This window comes from Rathayibacter tanaceti (genome assembly GCF_001634385.1).
Lineage (GTDB): Bacteria > Actinomycetota > Actinomycetes > Actinomycetales > Microbacteriaceae > Rathayibacter > Rathayibacter tanaceti.
Genome location: NZ_LIIN01000015.1, coordinates 1 through 18249, shown reverse-complemented (window position 1 = coordinate 18249; position 18249 = coordinate 1). Strand labels below are relative to the sequence as shown.

Genomic DNA, 18249 nt, shown 5'->3' with positions numbered 1-18249 from the left:
AACAAGCATGTCGATCTTCCTCACCAAGGACTCCAAGGTCATCGTCCAGGGCATCACCGGCGGCGAGGGCACCAAGCACACCGCGCTGATGCTCAAGGCCGGCACGAACGTCGTCGGCGGCGTCAATGCGCGCAAGGCCGGCACGACCGTCACCCACGGCGATGTCGAGCTCCCCGTCTTCGGCACGGTGAAGGAGGCGATGGCGGCCACCGGCGCCGACGTCTCCATCGCGTTCGTGCCGCCCGCCTTCTCGAAGGACGCCGTCATCGAGGCGATCGACGCCGAGATCGGCCTCCTCGTCGTCATCACCGAGGGCATCCCGGTGCAGGACTCGGCCGAGTTCTGGGCGTACGCGCAGGAGAAGGGGAACAAGACCCGGATCATCGGCCCGAACTGCCCCGGCATCATCACGCCGGGCGAGTCGCTCGTGGGCATCACCCCCGCGACGATCACCGGCAAGGGCCCGATCGGCCTCGTCTCGAAGTCGGGAACCCTGACCTACCAGATGATGTACGAGCTGCGCGACCTGGGCTTCTCGACCGCCATCGGCATCGGCGGAGACCCGATCATCGGCACGACGCACATCGATGCGCTCGCCGCGTTCGAGGCCGACCCCGAGACCAAGGCGATCGTGATGATCGGCGAGATCGGCGGCGACGCCGAGGAGCGCGCGGCCGACTTCATCAAGGCGAACGTCACTAAGCCCGTCGTCGGCTACGTCGCGGGCTTCACCGCTCCCGAGGGCAAGACGATGGGCCACGCCGGCGCGATCGTCTCCGGCTCGGCCGGGACCGCGCAGGCCAAGAAGGAGGCCCTTGAGGCCGCGGGCGTGAAGGTCGGCAAGACGCCGTCCGAGACGGCCGACCTGCTCCGCGAGGTGTACGCGGCGCTCTAGCCCGCACGCCTCCTCGCGAGACCGTCGGAACGGACGGTGCCACCTGCTGAGGCGGGCCGCACCGTCCGTTCGGTCGTGGTGGCGGGCCCGGGCGGAGTAGCGTCGTGCCGTGACCCGCCGCCTCGGACTCGACCTGCTGACCTTCGTCCCGTACCCGGAGGGTCCCGAGCTGCCGGGCGACGCGGCGCGCAGCCTCGAGGACGGGCTCGCCCTCCTCAAGCTCGCCGAGGAGCTCGGCTACGACACCGGCTGGGTGAGGGTGCGGCACTTCGAGCGCTACCTCGCGTCTCCGATGACCTTCTTCGCCGCCGCCTCCCAGCGCACCCGCCGCCTCCGCCTGGGCACAGCCGTGATCGGCGCTCGCTACGAGTCGCCCGTGCGGCTGGCGGAGGACGCGGCGACGGTCGACCTGCTCTCGGGCGGACGTCTGGAGCTCGGCGTGAGCAGCGGCTTCGCGCACCTCGCCTCGGTCTTCGACGGTGTCTTCGGCCAGGCCGAGCGCGACTTCCGTGCGGAGGCGCAGGAGCGCATCGTCCGCCTCCGCGAGGCGCTCTCGGGCGCGACCCTCGGCATCGCCGAGTCCGCACTGATGTCAGTCCCGGTCGGCGCGCCGCTCGTGCAGCAGCCCCATGCGCCGGGTCTGGCCGACCGACTCTGGTACGGAGCGGGCACGGTCACCTCCGCGGTGCGCGCCGGCGAGCAGGGGCTGCACCTCCAGGTGTCGACGCTCAACACGGAGGAGACCGGTCTGCCGTTCGCCGAGCAGCAGGCCGTGCAGATCCGCGCCTACCGCGAGGCGTTCGCCGCAGCGCATCCCGACCGCGCCTCGCGGGTCACCGCCGGCCGCATCGTGCTGCCCCTGCTCGACTCGGCCGACGAGGAGGCGCACCGCCCCTTCATCGAGGGCTACCTCGCCCGGATGGACGACGACGGCCGCCCCCGCACCGCCGACCGCTCGATCATCACGGCGCCGATGCGCTTCAGCCCGCTGCACATCGGTACTCCCGAGCAGATCGTCGCCTCGCTCGCGGCCGACCCGGCCCTCGCCGCGGCGGATTCGCTCACGATCACGCTGCCGGCGGTGGGTGGCGTGGAGTCGCATCGGCGAATCCTCCGCGCCGTCGCCGAGAGCATCGCTCCGCGACTGGGCTGGACGCCCGCTACGTGAGCCGCACCGGATCCGTGCCCGGGATCTCCTGCGGCGCGCCCCTAGCCTGCCTCCGAGCGAGCCGCCGCTAGGCTCGTCAGGCCCATGAACCGGATCACCGTCGCCCTCCTCGCCGCCTTCGATGCCGCGCTGTCGGCGCTGATCGGTCTCGCGATCCCCCTCGTCCCGCTGGCCCTCCTCTGGGCCGTGCAGTACGACACGACGATCGACTTCGGCGTGTTCTGGCGGGTCGCCGCCGACTCCTGGCTGCTTGGCCACGGAGCCGATCTGCGGGCGGGCCTCGCCCCCGACTCCGCCCTCGCGCTCGGGCTGCCCGGCGGAACGGAGCGGTTCGCGGTGACGATCGCGCCGCTGGCGTTCTCGCTGCTCACCCTGCTCCTTGGCGCGCGCACCGGACGGCGTGCTCAGGAGTCGCCGTTCCGCGCGATCGGCGTCGGCATCGCGATCGGCACGTACCTCCTCGTTTCGCTGCTCGTCACGCTCGGCGCGGCCGATGCCTCGGCGAGCATCGACCCGGTGCAGGGGATCCTGCTGCCCCCGCTCGTCTTCGCGCTCGGCGTGCTGATCGGCGCCGCACTGCACTCGGCGCGTAGCGGCGAGCCCGATCGCCTCGGCGACCTCGCGGGTGAGACCCTCCACCGCCTCCCCGAGCCGGTTCCCGGTCTCCTGGTCGTCTCGCTGCGTGGAGGTGCTCTGGCCGCAGCCGGGGTCGTCGGCTCCGCGGCGCTGCTCGTCGCTGTCCTGCTGATCCTCGACTACAGCTCGGTCGTCGCCCTCTACGAGAGCCTGGGGGCCGAGGCGCTCGGCGGCCTCGTGGTGACGCTGGGGCAGCTGGCGTTCCTCCCGAACCTCGTGATCTGGGCGGCGAGCTGGCTGATCGGCCCGGGTTTCGCACTCGGCACAGGCTCCTCCGTCAGCGCGGCTGGCACGCTCCTCGGACCGATCCCGTCGATCCCGGTCCTCGCCGCGCTTCCTCAGGGGAGCTCCGCCTTCGGATTCCTCGGGCTGCTGGTGCCTCTGCTGGCGGGCTTCGTCGCCGGTTGGCGACTGCGCTCAAGCGTGATGGACGCACTCGACGGGCGCTCGCTGCTGCGCTGGGGTGCGGCCGCGGCGGGCGGGATCGGCGTGGTCGGCGGCCTGCTCCTGGGCCTGCTCGCCTGGTTCTCGGGCGGAGCGGCGGGGCCGGGGCGCCTCGTGCAAATCGGTCCCGACCCGTGGGCGGTCGGAGCCGTCGCGGCCCTTGAGCTCGCGCTCGCAGCCGGGCTGGGTCTCGCGGCCGGGCGGAGCGGGCGCGGCTGACCCGAGCAGGGGCCTCCTCTAGACTTGCGCAGTGCTGAAGTTGGTCGTGCTCCTCTCCGGCGGCGGATCGAACCTCCGCGCTCTGCTGGACGCCACCGGCGACGAGGGCTTCCCGGCCCGTGTCGTCGCGGTCGGCAGCGACACCGATGCCGAGGGCTTCCGTCACGCCGAGGAACACGGAGTCCCGGCCTTCACGGTCCCGCCGCGCGACTTCGGCTCCCGCGACGAGTGGGGCGCCGCCCTGCTCGAGCGCATCCGGGAGTGGCAGCCCGACCTCGTCGTCTGCGCCGGCTTCATGCGGATCCTGCCTCCCGTCGTCGTCGACGCGCTCAGCCCGCGGATGATCAACACCCACCCCGCGCTGCTGCCTCTGTACCCCGGTGCTCACGCCGTGCGCGACGCCCTCGCCGCAGGCGCCACCGAGACCGGCGTCACCGTGCACGTCATCGACACCGGAGTCGACACCGGCCCGATCATCGCGCAGGAGAGCCTCGCCGTGTTCCCCGGCGAGAGCGAGGCCGCTCTGCACGAGCGCATCAAGACCATCGAGCGACGCCTGCTGGTGCAGACGGTGCTCGACATCGCCCACGGAACCGTCGACCTCGAGGAGCTCGCCCGCGCATGAGCATCACCGCCCACGACCCCAGCAGCTACGACGACCGCGACCTGGTCCCCGTCCGCCGGGCGCTGATCTCGGTCAGCGACAAGACCGACCTGCTCGAGCTCGGAGCGGCGCTCGCCGCGGCCGGGATCGAGCTGGTCTCGACCGGCTCCACCGCGGCTGCCCTCCGCGACGCCGGCCACGAGGTCACCGACGTCTCGACCGTCACCGGGTTCCCGGAGTCGCTCGACGGCCGCGTGAAGACGCTGCACCCGGCCGTGCACGCGGGTATCCTCGCCGATCTCCGCCTCTCCTCGCACCGCGAGCAGCTGGAGCGGCTCGACATCGCCGCCTTCGAGCTGGTCGTGGTCAATCTCTACCCGTTCCGTGAGACGGTCGCGGGCGGCGCCGACGCGGCGACGGTCGTCGAGAACATCGACATCGGCGGGCCGGCTCTGGTGCGCGCCTCCGCGAAGAACCACGCGAACGTGGCGGTCGTGGTCGACCCGGTCGACTACTCCGGAGTCGTCTCGGCGCTCGCCGCCGGCGGCACGACCCTCGCCGCCCGCCGCACCCTGGCGGCGCGCGCCTTCGCGCACACCGCGGCCTACGACTCCGCCGTCGCCTCGTGGTTCGCCGGGCAGGAGGCAGCCGAGGGCGTCGAGGGCTCCATCGAGATCCGCGGCACCCTGCAGCAGGTCCTGCGCTACGGCGAGAACTCGCACCAGAAGGCCGCGCTCTACGTGTCTCCGGACGGCACCGGCATCGCGCAGGCGACGCAGCTGCACGGCAAGGAGATGTCGTACAACAACTACGTCGACGCCGACGCGGCCGTCCGCGCCGCCTACGACTTCGTGCTCCCCGCCGTCGCGATCATCAAGCACGCGAACCCCTGCGGCATCGCCATCGCGAGCGCCAAGGCCATCGACCCGATCGCCTCCGCCCACCGCCGCGCCCACGAGTGCGACCCGGTGTCGGCGTTCGGAGGCGTCATCGCCGCGAACCGGCCCGTGACCCTCGCCATGGCTGAGACGGTCAAGGAGATCTTCACCGAGGTGCTGGTCGCGCCCGGCTTCGAACCCGAGGCGCTCGAGGTGCTGAAGACCAAGAAGAACCTGCGGCTGCTGCAGCTGCCCGACTTCTTCGCGCCCGTCGAACGCGAGTTCAAACAGATCTCGGGAGGCGTTCTGCTGCAGGAGCCGGACCGCTTCACCGGCGGCCCGGGCGAGGTGAGCTCCGATTGGCAGCTCGTCGCCGGCGACGCTGCCGACGCCGAGACGCTCCTCGACCTCGAGTTCGCGTGGAAGGCCTGCCGCGCGGTCAAGTCGAACGCGATCCTGCTGGCCAAGGGCGGTGCCTCGGTCGGGGTCGGCATGGGCCAGGTGAACCGCGTCGACTCCTGCCACCTCGCTGTCACCCGCGCCGGCGAGCGTGCATCCGGGTCCGTCGCCGCCTCCGACGCCTTCTTCCCGTTCGCCGACGGCCTCGAGGTGCTCCTGGCGGCGGGCGTCACGGCGGTCGTCCAGCCCGGGGGGTCGGTGCGCGACGCGGAGGTCGTCGAGGCGGCCGTGCGCGCGGGGATCACGATGTACACCACGGGGGAGCGGCACTTCTTCCACTGAGCGCGGTGCGCCGGGCGTCACCGCCGGCCTCGCCCGGGGAGCGGCTCCCGCGGTGGTTCCGGTCGAGACTCGAGCTGCGGTCGTCGCGCTCGAGTACCGCGATGTCTGAGGAGTGGGCGCGGCGGCGTGCGGCGGGCGCACAGAGCGGACGGCTCTCAGGCCGCTGCAAGGCCTCCGACAGCCGGGCGGGAGGCGTGAGCGCGTAGGGTCGCCGGGTGCCTTCCGACTCCACCCCAGACCCCATTCCGGACTCCGCGACCGCTTCCCGCCCTGCCGCCCTCGCGCAGCAGCGCGCGCCGGGTCTCGGCCGCCGTCTCCTCGTCGCGCTCGCCGCCGCTGCCGCCACGGCGTTCGTCGCGCACCTGGCGAATCTCCTCGCGTTCTTCATCGGCAATCAGCTCCAGCCCACGTCGATCCCGCAGGTGAACGCCTACTTCCTGCTCTCGAGCGTGCTCGGCCTGGTAGTGGTGTTCGCGCTCGCCGTCGCCGGCCTCCTCGGCCGCGTGTGGATTGCCGCGCTCGCGGGTCTGGTCGCGGGCGCGATCGGAGCCGTCTTCGGCACGCTCGTGCAGGCCAGCGCCACCGGGAGCGCCATCACCGGGGAGGTGTGGGCGTCGATCTTCGCGACTTTCGGCGGACTCAACCTCGTCCTCCTCCTCGCCTTCACTGTCTCGGCCGCGACCGTCGGCCACCGGGTCTGGAGGCGCTTCTCCGCGCCGACCGGACCGATCGCTCCGACCGCGCGACGCATCGCCCTCGTCCGCGCCCCCGCGGCGGACCTCTCGGTCGGAGAGCTCACCCACCTCGAGCGCGTGCCCGTCGACCAGGCCCGCGCTCAGCAGCAGTGGGAGGCGTACGCGACCTGCTCGAGCGCGCGGGCTGGGAGACCGTCGAGGCGCCGGCGGCGCCGGCGATGGCCGACTCCGTGTTCGTCGAGGACGCCGTCGTCGTCTTCGGCGAGCACGCTGTGCTCGCCCGCTCGGGAGCCGAGTCCCGCCGGGGCGAGCTCGACGGAGCCGAGGAGGCGGTCCGCGCCCTGGATCTCACGGTGCACCGGATCGAGGAACCGGGCACCCTCGACGGCGGCGACGTACTCAAGGTCGGCGCGACGGTCTACGTCGGACGCGGCGGCCGCACCAACGCCGCAGGAGTCGAGCAGCTGCGCTCGATCCTCCGCCCGCTCGGTCTCACCGTCGTCGCCGTGCCGCTGACGAGAGTCCTGCACCTCAAGAGCGCCGTGACAGCTCTGCCCGACGGCACCGTCATCGGCTGGGAGCCGGTCGTCGACGAGCCGCGACTGTTCCCCTCCTTCCTGCCGATGCCCGAGGAGCCGGGTGCCCATGTCGTCGTCCTCGACCCCGACACCCTGCTGATGGCCGCCTCCGCGCCGCGGAGCGCAGAGCTGCTGCGGAGCCTGGGGTACCGCGTTCTCACCGTGGACATCTCGGAGTTCGAGAAGTTGGAGGGCTGCGTCACCTGTCTCTCGGTGCGGGTGCGCTGACGTCCCTCTGGACGCGCTGCGGCGCGGCGGTATAGCCTCTAAGGCTGCCCTCGGCCGATCGGCCCGGCGGCGCTCCCGCCCTCCACCCGCTGCCCGTGGGGAGGCTCCGTTCCGTCCTGAAAGCGCTGCACCGTGTCCGCACCCGCCCGCCCGTCCGCAGGCACTCCCGCCCAGAAGCGTCCCAGCACGGCCCGCTCGCTGCGGCGCCTCGTCCCCTTCGTCGGTGACGCCGTGCCGCGGCTGGCCGGGGGCATCGCGATCGCGCTCGTGGCGAGTCTGGTCTCGCTCGCGATCCCGATCGTGTTGCAGCGGCTGGTCGACGGACCGCTGGGCGACGGCGCGACGGCCGCGGGCTCCGGCGACCTCGCCCCGCTGATCGGGCCGGTCGCGGTCGTGCTGGTGCTCGGGATCGTCGAGGCCGGGGCGATCGCGCTGCGGCGGCGGATGGTGCTCACCCCCAGCACGCGCATCGAGGCGCGGATGCGCTCGGCGCTCTACCGTCAGCTGCAGGACCTCCCGGTCTCGTTCCACGACCGCTGGCAGAGCGGGCAGCTGCTGTCCCGCGCGATGAGCGATCTCAGCCTCATCCGGCGCTGGATCGCCTTCGGTTTCGTGCTGCTGGTCGTCAACGCGCTGACGATCGTCGTCGGATTCGGCGTCCTCGTCTCGTGGAATCCGATCCTCGGCCTCCTCTTCGTCGTCTGCTCGGTCCCCGTCTGGATCTACGGGTTCGCCTTCGAGAAGCGCTACTCGAGCATTGCGCGGCGGAGCCAGGACCAGGCCGGTGACCTCGCCACGACCGTCGAGCAGTCGGTGCACGGCATCCGGGTACTGAAGGCGTTCGGCCGGCACCAGCATGCGCTCGAGAACTTCACCGGGCAGGCCGAGAAGCTGCGCGGCACTGAGCTCGATAAGGCCCGCGCCATCGCCGGGATCTGGCTGGTGCTGCTGCTCGTGCCCGACGTCGCCTTCGCGCTCTGCCTCCTCGGCGGGGTCTGGCTCGCGGCGGCCGGGCAGCTCAGCGTCGGCGAGCTCTTCGCCTTCTTCGCCACCGCGACCGTGCTGCGCTGGCCGGTCGAGTCGATCGGCTTCCTCCTGTCGATGACCTTCGACACCCGCACGGCCGTCGACCGCTACTTCGAAGTCATGGACAGCCGGAACACGATCACCGATCCGGAGCAGCCGGAGACGATCGCACAGCCGCGCGGGCGTGTCCGCTTCCGCGACGTGCACTTCCGCTACCAGGACGCCCCCGAGAGCGCCCGCGACCTGCTCGACGGCGTCGATCTCGAGGTCGAGCCGGGAGAGACGATGGCGCTCGTGGGCATCACCGGCTCCGGCAAGACGACGTTCACCGCCCTCCTCCCGCGCCTCTACGACGTCACCGGCGGGGTGATCGAGCTCGACGGCGTCGACATCCGCCGCCTCCGCCGCGACGAGCTGCGCTCGCACATCGGCATGGCGTTCGAGGATGCGACGCTGTTCTCCACCTCCGTGCGCGAGAACGTTCTGCTCGGCCGTCCGGACGCGACCGAGGAGGAACTGCTCGAGGCGCTGGACATCGCGCAGGCCGGCTTCGTGCACCGCCTCCCCGACGGCCTCGACACCCTGGTAGGGGAGGAGGGGATGAGCCTCTCCGGAGGACAGCGCCAGCGCCTCGCCCTCGCCCGCGCCATCGCCGCGCGTCCGTCGGTGCTCGTGCTCGACGATCCGCTCTCCGCCCTCGACGTCGACACGGAGGCGCGCGTCGAGGCGGGCCTGCGGCGCGTCCTCGGCGACACCACCGCGATTATCGTCGCCCACCGCCCCTCGACGGTGGCGCTGGCCGATCGCGTGGCGCTCCTCGAGGAGGGGCGCGTCACCGCTGTCGGCACCCACAGCGAACTCCTCGCGAACAGCCCGCATTACCGCTTCGTCATCTCGAGCCTCGAGGAGGACGAGCTGACCCGCCCGGTCGGCGTCGTGCGCATCGGCTCGCGGCCGGCCAGCGATCATGAGGCACGATCATGAGCACGCTCGGCACGACCGAGGAGCGCGACGACCTCAGCAGAGCGGAGTCGTCCGCGCTGCGCCGCCGCTCGCTCCGGCTCCTCGGCTCGCTGCTGCGCCCGCTCCGGCTGCGGCTGATGCTCACCGCGGTCGTGGTTGTCGTCGCGACGGCGGCGCAGGTCGCCGGGCCGGCGCTCATCGCGGCAGGCATCGACAATGGCCTGCCTGCGGTGCTGCGCGGTGACGGCACTCCGCTCGCCCTGACGGTGGGCGCCTACCTGCTCACGGGCGTCGTCGGCGCTGTGCTCGTCGCCTGGTACACCGTGCTCTCGGCGCGCGTCAGCCAGGCGATCCTGATCGACCTGCGTAAGCGCGTCTTCCTGCATACCCAGAAGCTGAGCCTCGAGTTCCACGAGAGCTACACCTCCGGACGGATCATCTCGCGACAGACGAGCGACCTCGATTCGATCCGCGAGCTGCTCGACTCCGGGATCAACCAGCTCGTGCAGGGCGCGCTCTACATGGGTTTCGTGGCGATCGCGCTCGTCTCGCTGGACGGGGTCAGCGGCCTCGTCCTCGCCTGCTCCCTGGTGCCGCTCGCGCTCCTCACCCGGTGGTTCCAGAAGCGGTCGCAGGCGCTGTTCCGCGGCACCCGCGTCGCCTCGTCCCGGCTCATCGTGCAGTTCGTGGAGTCGATGACGGGGATCCGCGCCGTGCAGACGTTCCGTACGCAGAAGCGCAACGAGACGGTCTTCGGCGCGGTCGTCGAGCAGTACCGGCTCGCCTACAAGCGGGTCTTCGGAGTCTTCGGCACCTTCGATCCCGGACTGGTGCTGATCGGCAACGTGACTGTCGCCGCTGTGCTGTTCATCGGCGGCGTCCGCGTGCTCGACGGAGGGCTCGAGATCGGCGCGCTGCTGGCGGTCCTGCTCTACACCAGGCGTTTCTTCGACCCGGTCGAAGAGATGGCGATGTTCTACAACTCCTATCAGTCGGCGGCCGCTGCGCTCGAGAAGATCTCGGGCGTGCTGGCCGAGGAGCCGAGCGTCCCGGATCCGACGCGGCCGATCGACCTGCGGCAGGCGCGCGGGCGGCTCGGCTTCGAGGGCGTCCGCTTCGCGTACGCCACCGATCGGGAGGTGTTGCCGCGGTTCGACCTCGACATCCCTGCCGGGCAGACCATCGCGCTCGTCGGCTCGACCGGCGCGGGCAAGACGACTCTCGCCAAGCTCATCTCGCGCTTCTACGACCCGAGCGGCGGAGTCGTCACCCTCGACGGCGTCGATCTGCGGCAGCTGCACCCGAAGGATCTGCGCCGCGCGATCGTGATGGTGACGCAGGAGGCGTACCTGTTCTCGGGATCCGTCGCCGATAACATCGCGATCGGCCGGCCCACCGCCTCCTACGACGAGATCGTTCGGGCGGCCCAGGCCGTGGGCGCGCACGAGTTCATCGAGGCGCTGCCCGACGGCTACGACACCGACGTGAACAAGCGGGGCGGCCGCGTGTCGGCCGGCCAGCGGCAACTGATCTCCTTCGCCCGCGCGTTCCTGGCGGATCCGGCGGTGCTCATCCTCGACGAGGCGACCTCGTCGCTCGACATCCCGAGCGAGAGGCTGGTACAGCAGGGCCTCCAGACGCTCCTGGCCGACCGCACGGCGGTGATCATCGCCCACCGCCTGTCGACGGTCGCCATCGCCGACCGCGTGCTGGTGATGGAGCACGGCCGCATCGTCGAGGACGGCACCCCGGAGGCGCTGATCGCCGGCGAGGGCCGCTTCGCCACCCTGCACGCGGCCTGGCGCGACTCGCTGGTCTGACTGCGGCGCCATCCGCCTCCGCGTCGCGTCCCCGAGCCGGAGGACCGTGTGCGCCCCGCAGATCGGGTCGCCCCCGCGGACGCCCCCGCGGTCAGGGCCGCCAGAGGGCGGCACGCACGTCGACGCGGTAGCCGTTCGGAGTGACGACGAGCGGCGTCCCCTCCCGCTCGTACTCGACCCGGGCTCGCTCCTCGTGACCGACCGGAGGCGCCCCGCCGGAGCGCACCACGCGCCACCATGCGACCTCCGCACCGTAGCGCGCCATCACCGTGCCCACCGCTCTGGCCGCTCGAGTGCCGAGCATCGCCGCGACGTCGCCGTAGGCCATCACGTGTCCGACCGGGATCGACCCGACCACGTCCAAGACGGCGGAGACGAAGTCGAGCGGCCCCGGCTCGTCTCTCGCGACGTCGAGAGCAGGAGCGCGCGTACCCGGAGGCTGAGCGGTCAGAGCCTCAGCGCCCCGATGTTCTCGCCGTATTGCGTCTCGCCGACGACCTCGAAGCCGATCCAGCGGAAGAACTGCTCGGGCCCGTCTTCGCCCGACTCCCAGACCACGGTGAGGGTGTCGAAGCCGCGAGCGCGCGCCTCGTCTGCGGTCGCGCGCACGGCGAAGGTGCCGACTCCGCGGCCCTGCTTCGCGGCGTCGATGTTGATGCGCCAGATGCAGCTGCGGAACTCCTCGGCCGCCTCCGGGTCGAAGTGCGCGTGGATGAAGCCGACGAGCTCGTCGCCGTCCAGCACGGCGCGCTGCCACGAGGCACCCGGATCGATCACCGCTGCGGCCGCAGAGTACGACACCGGCGCGATGAATTGCTCCTGTCCGGGTTTGAGGCTCAGCCCGTTGACGGCGGAGATGTTCGAGGCGGACAGCTCTTCCAGACGGAGGTCACTCATGGCGTCAATCTACCGGCACGATGCTCGGGCGGGAATCATCCTGGCGGCCGACACCGGGCGGCACAGAGCCGCCCCGGGGACGGCCCGGTGAAGTCTCTCGACATCGAGACAGTTGAGTGCTCGGGTAGGCTGGGTCGAGGCCATCCGGAGCGGTGCAGAGCCGCCCGTCCCGCACAGGTGCGGGGTCATCGACACCATGGGAGAGCAATGTCCAAGATCAAGGTTGAGGGAACGGTCGTCGAGCTCGACGGCGACGAGATGACGCGGATCATCTGGCAGAAGATCAAGGACACCCTCATCCACCCGTACCTCGACGTGAACCTCGAGTACTACGACCTCGGCATCGAGTACCGCGACGAGACGGACGACCAGGTCACGATCGACGCGGCGCACGCCATCCAGAAGCACGGCGTCGGTGTCAAGTGCGCGACGATCACGCCCGACGAGGCCCGCGTCGAGGAGTTCGGCCTGAAGAAGATGTGGAAGTCGCCGAACGGCACGATCCGCAACATCCTCGGCGGCGTCATCTTCCGCGAGCCGATCATCATCTCGAACATCCCCCGACTCGTGCCGGGCTGGAACAAGCCGATCATCATCGGTCGTCACGCGTTCGGCGACCAGTACCGCGCGACCGACTTCGTCTTCAAGGGGAAGGGCACGCTCACTGTCGAGTTCACCCCCGAGGACGGCTCCGAGCCGATGAGGTTCGAGGTCTACAAGGCACCCGACGACGGCATCGCGCAGGTCCAGTACAACCAGGATGCGTCGATTCGCGACTTCGCGCGCTCATCGCTCAACTACGGCCTCTCGCGCAACTATCCGGTCTACCTCTCGACCAAGAACACGATCCTCAAGGCCTACGACGGCCGCTTCAAGGACATCTTCGAGGAGATCTTCGAGACCGAGTTCAAGGAGCGCTTCGACGCCGCGGGCCTCACCTACGAGCACCGCCTCATCGACGACATGGTCGCCTCCGCGATGAAGTGGGAGGGCGGGTACGTCTGGGCCTGCAAGAACTACGACGGCGACGTCCAGTCCGACACCGTCGCGCAGGGCTTCGGCTCGCTCGGCCTGATGACCTCGGTCCTCTCCACACCCGACGGCAGCGTCGTCGAGGCGGAGGCGGCGCACGGCACCGTGACGCGCCACTACCGCCAGCACCAGGCGGGCAAGCCCACCTCGACCAACCCGATCGCTTCGATCTACGCCTGGACGCGCGGCCTCGCGCACCGCGGCAAGCTCGACGGCAACCAGGAGCTCATCGACTTCTCGCTGACGCTCGAGGACGTGGTCATCACGACGGTCGAGTCCGGCAAGATGACGAAGGACCTCGCTCTGCTCGTCGGCCCCGACCAGAGCTGGCAGACGACCGAGGAGTTCCTCGCGACCCTCGACGAGAACCTGCAGGCCCGCATGTCCGCCTGATCTCCGGCTCTCGGACACCCGTTCGGCTCGCAGTGATCCTCGGATCCTGCGAGCCGAACGTGTTTCTGCGGGCCGGGAGCGCCGAGGTCAGAGCGCCCGGGCGAGCGCGGTCATCGCCACTGTCGCGTCGGGCCCCGACGGGATCAGCACGACGCTCGATGCTCCGGCCGCATGCAACTCGGCAATGCGTGTTCGGGCGTCGTCCGGCGTGCCGACGACCGCCAGTTGGTCGACCCACTCATCGGGCATGCCGCGCGAGAAGGCGGTGCGGTCCGCGCTCGCCGCGCGCAGCCGGGCAAACTCCTCCGCGAACGGCAGCGGTTCGATGTGGGGCGCCCAGTCGGGCTCACCGATCCACTCCAGCCCGTGGCGCACCGCGTCCCGCGCGGTGGTGGCCTCGTCGTCGACCGCCGCCACCGAATAGGCGACGAGGCGTCCCGCCGTCGCCATGTGCTCGCGGGCGCGGGCGAGGTACTCCGGAGTCACCGGTTCGGCCAGCACAGCCCCGTCGGCGATGCGGCCGGCGAGAGCCAACGACTTCGGCCCCCGGACTCCCGCCAGAAGCGGCGGCACGACCACGGGCGGCGACTCGAGCACGAGGTCGTCGACCTGCACGTAGCGTCCGGTGCGGCTGGTCCGCTCTCCCGAGAGCAGCGATCGGATCGTGTTGAACTGCTCCTCGAGCAGCGTGAGCGGACTCTGCGGCCAGACACCGAGGCCGCGCATCCAGTGCGGCATGCCGTGCCCGATCCCGGCGTGCAGGCGCCCGGGGAAGAGCTCGGCGAGAGTGCCGAGCTCCATCGCCGTGAAGGCCGCCGTGCGGACGGCGGCGGGCAGGATGCCGATGCCGACGACGATCCGCTCGGTCGCTGCGAGGACGGCTCCGGCCTGGGCGATGCCGCCGCGGAAGCCGAGGTCCTCGACGACCCAGAGCTCGTCGAAGCCGAGCGCTTCGGCGCGGCGCGCGTAGGCGAGGACCTCCGAGGCGGGGAGGTCGCGGGGAAGAAGGACGCCGACGGCAGTGGCGGAGGGAGCGCGCATCCGGTCAGCGTAGGGGATCCCCGGACGCGCAGCAGGGGCCCGCCCGCGCGGACGCGGACGGGCCCCTGCTGCGGCGGTCAGTCGGCAGCTGTCTCGCTGATCTGGACCTGCTCGGGACGGGCACTCGAGACGACCTCGATGCGTCGGGAGCGGGCCTTCTCGCTGACGGGGATGGTCACCGAGAGCACTCCGTTGTCGTAGGACGCGAAGATCCGCTCGGTGTCGACGCCCTGGCCGAGGCTGAGCTGGCGGACGAACGTGGCCGACTGGCGCTCCCGGGTGATCCAGGTGACGTCGTCGCCGCTGGCGACGGTCCGCTGCGCCCTGATGGTGAGCAGCTGACCGTCCACATCCACATCGACGGAGCCCGGGTCGATGCCGGGGAGGTCGGCGGTGAGGACGTAGTGGTCGCCGTCCCGGTAGAGGTCGATCGGCATACGGCGGGGCCCCTGGCCTGCACCGAGCAGGGCAGAGGCGACGCGGTCGAGTTCGCGGATGGGGTCGTAGGTGATGGCCATTGAGATCACTCCATTCGGTCGTGCAACGAAGAGTTCCAAGGGTTGAGCCGACTCGACTCAACTGCGACCAGATTAGCACTCGGCTGGCGAGAGTGCCAAAAATTTTCGTCCCCGATCCGGTCACTTCGTTACGTGCTCGTAACAAAGCTGGGCAAACGGGTTCGTAGGGTCGATTCTGTGTGAGAACCGATCCGGTTCCCAGCGAACGTGAGTAAGGACATCGATTGCCGATCCACCTGTCCCACCGTCCACCCGTCCGTCGCGCTGAAAGGCGCATCCTCGCAGGACTCGCCGTACTCGGCGTCGCCGCTACGGCGGCCTTCGCCACCACCGGCGCCAGTGCCGCTCCACTCGTCGGCAGCGCCTCGCTCGTCGGCGGACTCTCCACCGGGCAGAGCTTCGACGACGGCGATTACGTCGTCACCCTCGTCGAGCCCTCGGCCGCGACGTATCAGGGCACCGACGCCCGCTTCGCGCGCACTGCTCCCCTCGAGGGCTCGCAGCTCCAGGCCGCCTCCGCGCCGGTCGAGGACTACGCGGCGCATCTCGAGCAGCGTCAGCAGGACGTCGCCGCCGCGGTCGACGCGGCCATCGACTACCACTACACGGTGGCGCTCAACGGCTTCTCAGCCACCCTCTCCGGCGACCAGGCTGGCGAGCTGGCGGAGCGCAAGGACGTCGCGCAGGTCCGCAAGGTCGAGAACCTGACGGTCGACCGCGCGGCGCAGACCGCTCCGCTCGCCTCTGCGGCAGGCATCCCCGTCCCTGACACCGGCCAGCAGCGCTCCACCGACTTCCTCGGTCTCGAGGGCGAGAACGGAGCCTGGCAGAAGCTGGGTGGCATCGACGACGCGGGCAAGGGCATCGTGGTCGGCGTGATCGACTCCGGCATCGCGCCCGAGAACCCGTCGTTCGCGGGCCCCGCACTGGCGACGTCTCCGGGAGCGGAGCCCTACACCGACGGCACGACGGTCACCTACGCGAAGTCCGACGGCACCTCGTTCGTCGGCTCCTGCTCGCCGGGACTCCCTGCCTCCGTGCAGTGGGACGGCGACGAGTGCAACCAGAAGCTCATCGGAGCGCGCTGGTTCCTCGGCGACGGCGAGAAGGTCGGCTCGTCCGACAACGCCGAGTACCGTTCCCCGCGCGACGCCGACGGACACGGCTCGCACACCGCGAGCACCGCGGCCGGCAACGCCGGTGTCGAGGCGAGCGTCGACGGCTACGACTACGGACAGATCTCGGGTGTCGCCCCGGCTGCGAAGGTCGCGGCGTACAAGGTCTGCTGGAACGGCACCGAGGCGGGCACCGACGACGACGACTTCTGCTCCGGCTCCGGGATCCTCGCCGCCATCGACGCGGCGGTCAAGGACGGCGTCGACGTGATCAACTTCTCGATCGGCGGCGGCTCGGCCACCTCGACACTCACTCCCATCGACGAGGCCTTCCTCAACGCGGCCTCCGCGGGTGTCTTCGTCGCGGCCTCGGCCGGCAACTCCGGAGCGGGCGCTTCCACTCTCGACCACGCCTCGCCGTGGTACACGACGGTCGCCGCCTCCTCCGTCCCCACCTACACGGCGACCGCCACCCTCGGTGACGGCCAGGCGTTCGTGGGCGGTTCGATCTCGGTCCACGACGACGTCACGGGCCCGCTGGTGAACAGTGCCGACGTGGTCCGCTCGGGCGCCGAGAATCCTGCGATCTGCGAGACCGGCACCCTCGATCCCGCGAAGGTGAAGGGCAAGGTCGTCACCTGCACGGCGGGCGTCACCGCGCGCGTATCGAAGTCGGCCGAGGTCGAGCGGGCAGGCGGCATCGGCATGCTCCTGCTCAACGCGACCCCGAACGCATTGCACGTCGACGACCACTCGGTCCCGAGCATCCAGATCGATTCGCAGGCCTACGACGCGATCACCGCGTACGCGAAGACCTCCGGCGCGCGGGTGACGCTCTCCGAGGGCAACCCGACCGGCGCCGTCATCCCCGTGCCCCAGGTCGCCGGCTTCTCGTCGCGCGGTCCCGCGGAGGCGGACGGTGCCGACGTGCTCAAGCCTGACCTCACGGCACCCGGTGTCGCCATCCTGGCCGACAGCTTCACGCCGAGGGCGACGACCCCGCCTTCGCGTTCGAGTCGGGCACCTCGATGTCGTCACCGCACGTCGCCGGCCTCGCCGCGCTGATCCTCGGTGCCACGCCGAAGGCCTCTCCGTCGGCGGTCAAGTCGGCCATGATGACCTCCGCCTACGACAGCGTCGACCAGTCGGGAGCGGCCTCCGAGGACGTCTTCGCCCAGGGCGCCGGACACGTCGACCCGACCGCGTTCCTCGACCCCGGGCTGCTCTACGAGAGCGGCACGAGCGACTGGATCGCTTTCCTGAAGGGCGCGGGCTACGTCTTCACCTCGAACCCCGTCATCGACCCCATCGCGGCCATCGACCCGTCGGACCTGAACCAGGCCTCCATCGCCATCGGCGCCCTGGCCGGCACGCAGACGGTGACCCGAACGGTCACCTCGACCGGGCCGGGCACCTACACGGCATCGGTCGACGGGATCGACGGCATCGACACCGTCGTCTCCCCGTCCAGCCTCAGCTTCACCGAGGCGGGGCAAACCGCGGAGTACACGGTCTCGTTCACGACCGGTGACGCCGAGCTGAACGAGTTCGCCACGGGATACCTCACGTGGTCGAGCGCGGAGCACGATGTCCGCAGCCCGATCGCGGTGCGTCCGGTCCTGCTGGACGCCCCCTACGAGGTCTCGGGCTCGGGCACGACAGGCACCGCGTCGGTGACGATCACTCCGGGCGTCGACGGCGCCCTGCCGCTCGCCGCGAGCGGGCTGACCGAGGGTGTCCTCGCCGAGGACGCCACGGCGGCCGACGGCCACTCGGGCACCCTGCCCAAGGCACCTCCTTCACCACCACGGTGGAGGTGCCCGAGGGCGCAGAGTTCGCCCGCTTCGACCTCGACGCGATCGACGACACGGCCGACCTCGACCTGACCGTCACCAGCGAGAGCACGAAGAAGGTGTACACCTCGGCGACCGGCTCGGCCGACGAGCGCGTCGACATTGCCGCGCCCGCGGCGGGCAGCTACACGGTGGAGGCCGTCATCTACTCTGTCGGCCCCGGCACGTCGGCGACGACCTTCGACCTGCGCAGCTTCGTCGTCACTCCGGAGGAGCGTCTCGGTTCGCTGAGCACCGACCCGCAGATCGTCGACGCTGTTCAGGGTGAGCCGACGGCCTACACCGTCTCGTGGTCGAACCTGGCCGGGCCTGCCCAGTACCTGGGGCGCGTCACCTACGGTGAGTCGGGTCCGGCGACGCTCGTGAGCATCGACGTCGCCGACGCGGTCACGCCAACCCCGGCACCGACCGCGACTCCGGAGCCCACGGCGGCCCCGGAGCCGACCGGGAATCCGGAGCCGACGGCGACGCCCACGGCGGGCCCCCCGGCCGGGGCCGGGGTCAC

Annotated in this window: 16 protein-coding genes and 1 pseudogene; 12 read left to right on the top strand and 5 right to left on the bottom strand. The window is 71.0% G+C overall.

All coding sequences use genetic code 11. The features are described from left to right. Nucleotides 1-7 precede the first annotated feature (7 nt). The 5 genes from sucD (at nucleotide 8) to purH (ending at nucleotide 5585) form a co-directional block, all read left to right on the top strand. The gene (sucD, locus tag ACH61_RS03490) at nucleotides 8-895 is read left to right on the top strand and encodes a succinate--CoA ligase subunit alpha (protein WP_068208658.1); all 888 of its coding nucleotides are present in this window, start codon (nucleotides 8-10) and stop codon (nucleotides 893-895) included. Between the two features lie 109 nt (nucleotides 896-1004). Further along, nucleotides 1005-2063, top strand: coding sequence for an LLM class flavin-dependent oxidoreductase (locus tag ACH61_RS03485; RefSeq protein WP_068208655.1), 1059 nt, complete (start codon nucleotides 1005-1007; stop codon nucleotides 2061-2063). 84 nt (nucleotides 2064-2147) lie between these two features. Further along, the gene (locus ACH61_RS03480) at nucleotides 2148-3362 is read left to right on the top strand and encodes a cell division protein PerM (RefSeq protein ID WP_068208653.1); all 1215 of its coding nucleotides are present in this window, start codon (nucleotides 2148-2150) and stop codon (nucleotides 3360-3362) included. Between the two features lie 31 nt (nucleotides 3363-3393). After that, entirely contained in the window at nucleotides 3394-3987 is a 594-nt protein-coding gene (gene purN / locus ACH61_RS03475; protein ID WP_068208651.1) for a phosphoribosylglycinamide formyltransferase, read from the top strand. Further along, nucleotides 3984-5585 carry a bifunctional phosphoribosylaminoimidazolecarboxamide formyltransferase/IMP cyclohydrolase gene (purH, locus tag ACH61_RS03470; protein WP_068208649.1) on the top strand — a complete coding sequence of 534 codons (1602 nt, stop codon included), beginning with the start codon at nucleotides 3984-3986 and terminating at the stop codon, nucleotides 5583-5585. The genes purN and purH overlap by 4 nt, the downstream gene beginning before the upstream one ends. 155 nt (nucleotides 5586-5740) lie before the next feature. On the opposite strand, the gene ACH61_RS18125 is transcribed toward purH, so the two are convergent. Further along, nucleotides 5741-6277, bottom strand: a complete 537-nt coding sequence (locus ACH61_RS18125; protein WP_236713525.1) for a hypothetical protein — start codon at nucleotides 6275-6277, stop codon at nucleotides 5741-5743. Nucleotides 6278-6429: 152 nt separating this feature from the next. On the opposite strand from ACH61_RS18125, the gene ddaH reads away from it, so the two are divergent. The 3 genes from ddaH to ACH61_RS03455 all read left to right on the top strand — a co-directional run bounded on the left by ddaH (nucleotide 6430) and on the right by ACH61_RS03455 (nucleotide 10895). Next, on the top strand, nucleotides 6430-7086 hold the full coding sequence (ddaH, locus tag ACH61_RS03465) for a dimethylargininase (RefSeq protein ID WP_330220118.1): 657 nt from the start codon (nucleotides 6430-6432) through the stop codon (nucleotides 7084-7086). A gap of 132 nt (nucleotides 7087-7218) precedes the next feature. Continuing rightward, nucleotides 7219-9096 carry an ABC transporter ATP-binding protein gene (locus ACH61_RS03460; protein ID WP_082844978.1) on the top strand — a complete coding sequence of 626 codons (1878 nt, stop codon included), beginning with the start codon at nucleotides 7219-7221 and terminating at the stop codon, nucleotides 9094-9096. After that, nucleotides 9093-10895: an ABC transporter ATP-binding protein gene (locus ACH61_RS03455; RefSeq protein ID WP_068208647.1), complete on the top strand. Its 1803-nt coding sequence runs from the start codon at nucleotides 9093-9095 to the stop codon at nucleotides 10893-10895. The genes ACH61_RS03460 and ACH61_RS03455 overlap by 4 nt, the downstream gene beginning before the upstream one ends. 91 nt (nucleotides 10896-10986) lie before the next feature. Here ACH61_RS03455 and ACH61_RS03450 read toward each other — a convergent pair whose 3' ends face one another. Further along, nucleotides 10987-11346: an MGMT family protein gene (locus tag ACH61_RS03450; protein ID WP_082844984.1), complete on the bottom strand. Its 360-nt coding sequence runs from the start codon at nucleotides 11344-11346 to the stop codon at nucleotides 10987-10989. Continuing rightward, on the bottom strand, nucleotides 11343-11792 hold the full coding sequence (locus tag ACH61_RS03445) for a GNAT family N-acetyltransferase (RefSeq protein WP_068208642.1): 450 nt from the start codon (nucleotides 11790-11792) through the stop codon (nucleotides 11343-11345). Before ACH61_RS03445 ends, ACH61_RS03450 begins: the two co-directional genes overlap by 4 nt. Before the next feature lie 207 nt (nucleotides 11793-11999). Here ACH61_RS03445 and ACH61_RS03440 point away from each other — a divergent pair, with 207 nt between their 5' ends. Further along, nucleotides 12000-13217, top strand: a complete 1218-nt coding sequence (locus ACH61_RS03440) for an NADP-dependent isocitrate dehydrogenase (protein ID WP_068208639.1) — start codon at nucleotides 12000-12002, stop codon at nucleotides 13215-13217. Nucleotides 13218-13304: 87 nt separating this feature from the next. Here ACH61_RS03440 and ACH61_RS03435 read toward each other — a convergent pair whose 3' ends face one another. Together ACH61_RS03435 and ACH61_RS03430 are read right to left on the bottom strand one after the other, a co-directional pair. Beyond that, nucleotides 13305-14258, bottom strand: coding sequence for an LLM class flavin-dependent oxidoreductase (locus ACH61_RS03435; RefSeq protein ID WP_068208638.1), 954 nt, complete (start codon nucleotides 14256-14258; stop codon nucleotides 13305-13307). A 77-nt stretch (nucleotides 14259-14335) separates the two neighbouring features. Then, on the bottom strand, nucleotides 14336-14776 hold the full coding sequence (locus tag ACH61_RS03430; RefSeq protein ID WP_068208637.1) for an Hsp20/alpha crystallin family protein: 441 nt from the start codon (nucleotides 14774-14776) through the stop codon (nucleotides 14336-14338). Nucleotides 14777-15000: 224 nt separating this feature from the next. Between ACH61_RS03430 and ACH61_RS03425 the strand changes: the two genes are divergently transcribed. The 3 genes and pseudogenes from ACH61_RS03425 to ACH61_RS03415 form a co-directional block, all read left to right on the top strand. After that, nucleotides 15001-16956: a S8 family serine peptidase gene (locus tag ACH61_RS03425; protein WP_068208636.1), complete on the top strand. Its 1956-nt coding sequence runs from the start codon at nucleotides 15001-15003 to the stop codon at nucleotides 16954-16956. Beyond that, nucleotides 16920-17777, top strand: coding sequence for a S8 family serine peptidase (locus tag ACH61_RS03420; RefSeq protein ID WP_068208635.1), 858 nt, complete (start codon nucleotides 16920-16922; stop codon nucleotides 17775-17777). The genes ACH61_RS03425 and ACH61_RS03420 overlap by 37 nt, the downstream gene beginning before the upstream one ends. Further along, a pseudogene (locus ACH61_RS03415) lies at nucleotides 17708-18249 on the top strand (S8 family serine peptidase); the annotation flags it as partial. The gene ACH61_RS03420 and the pseudogene ACH61_RS03415, both read left to right, overlap by 70 nt.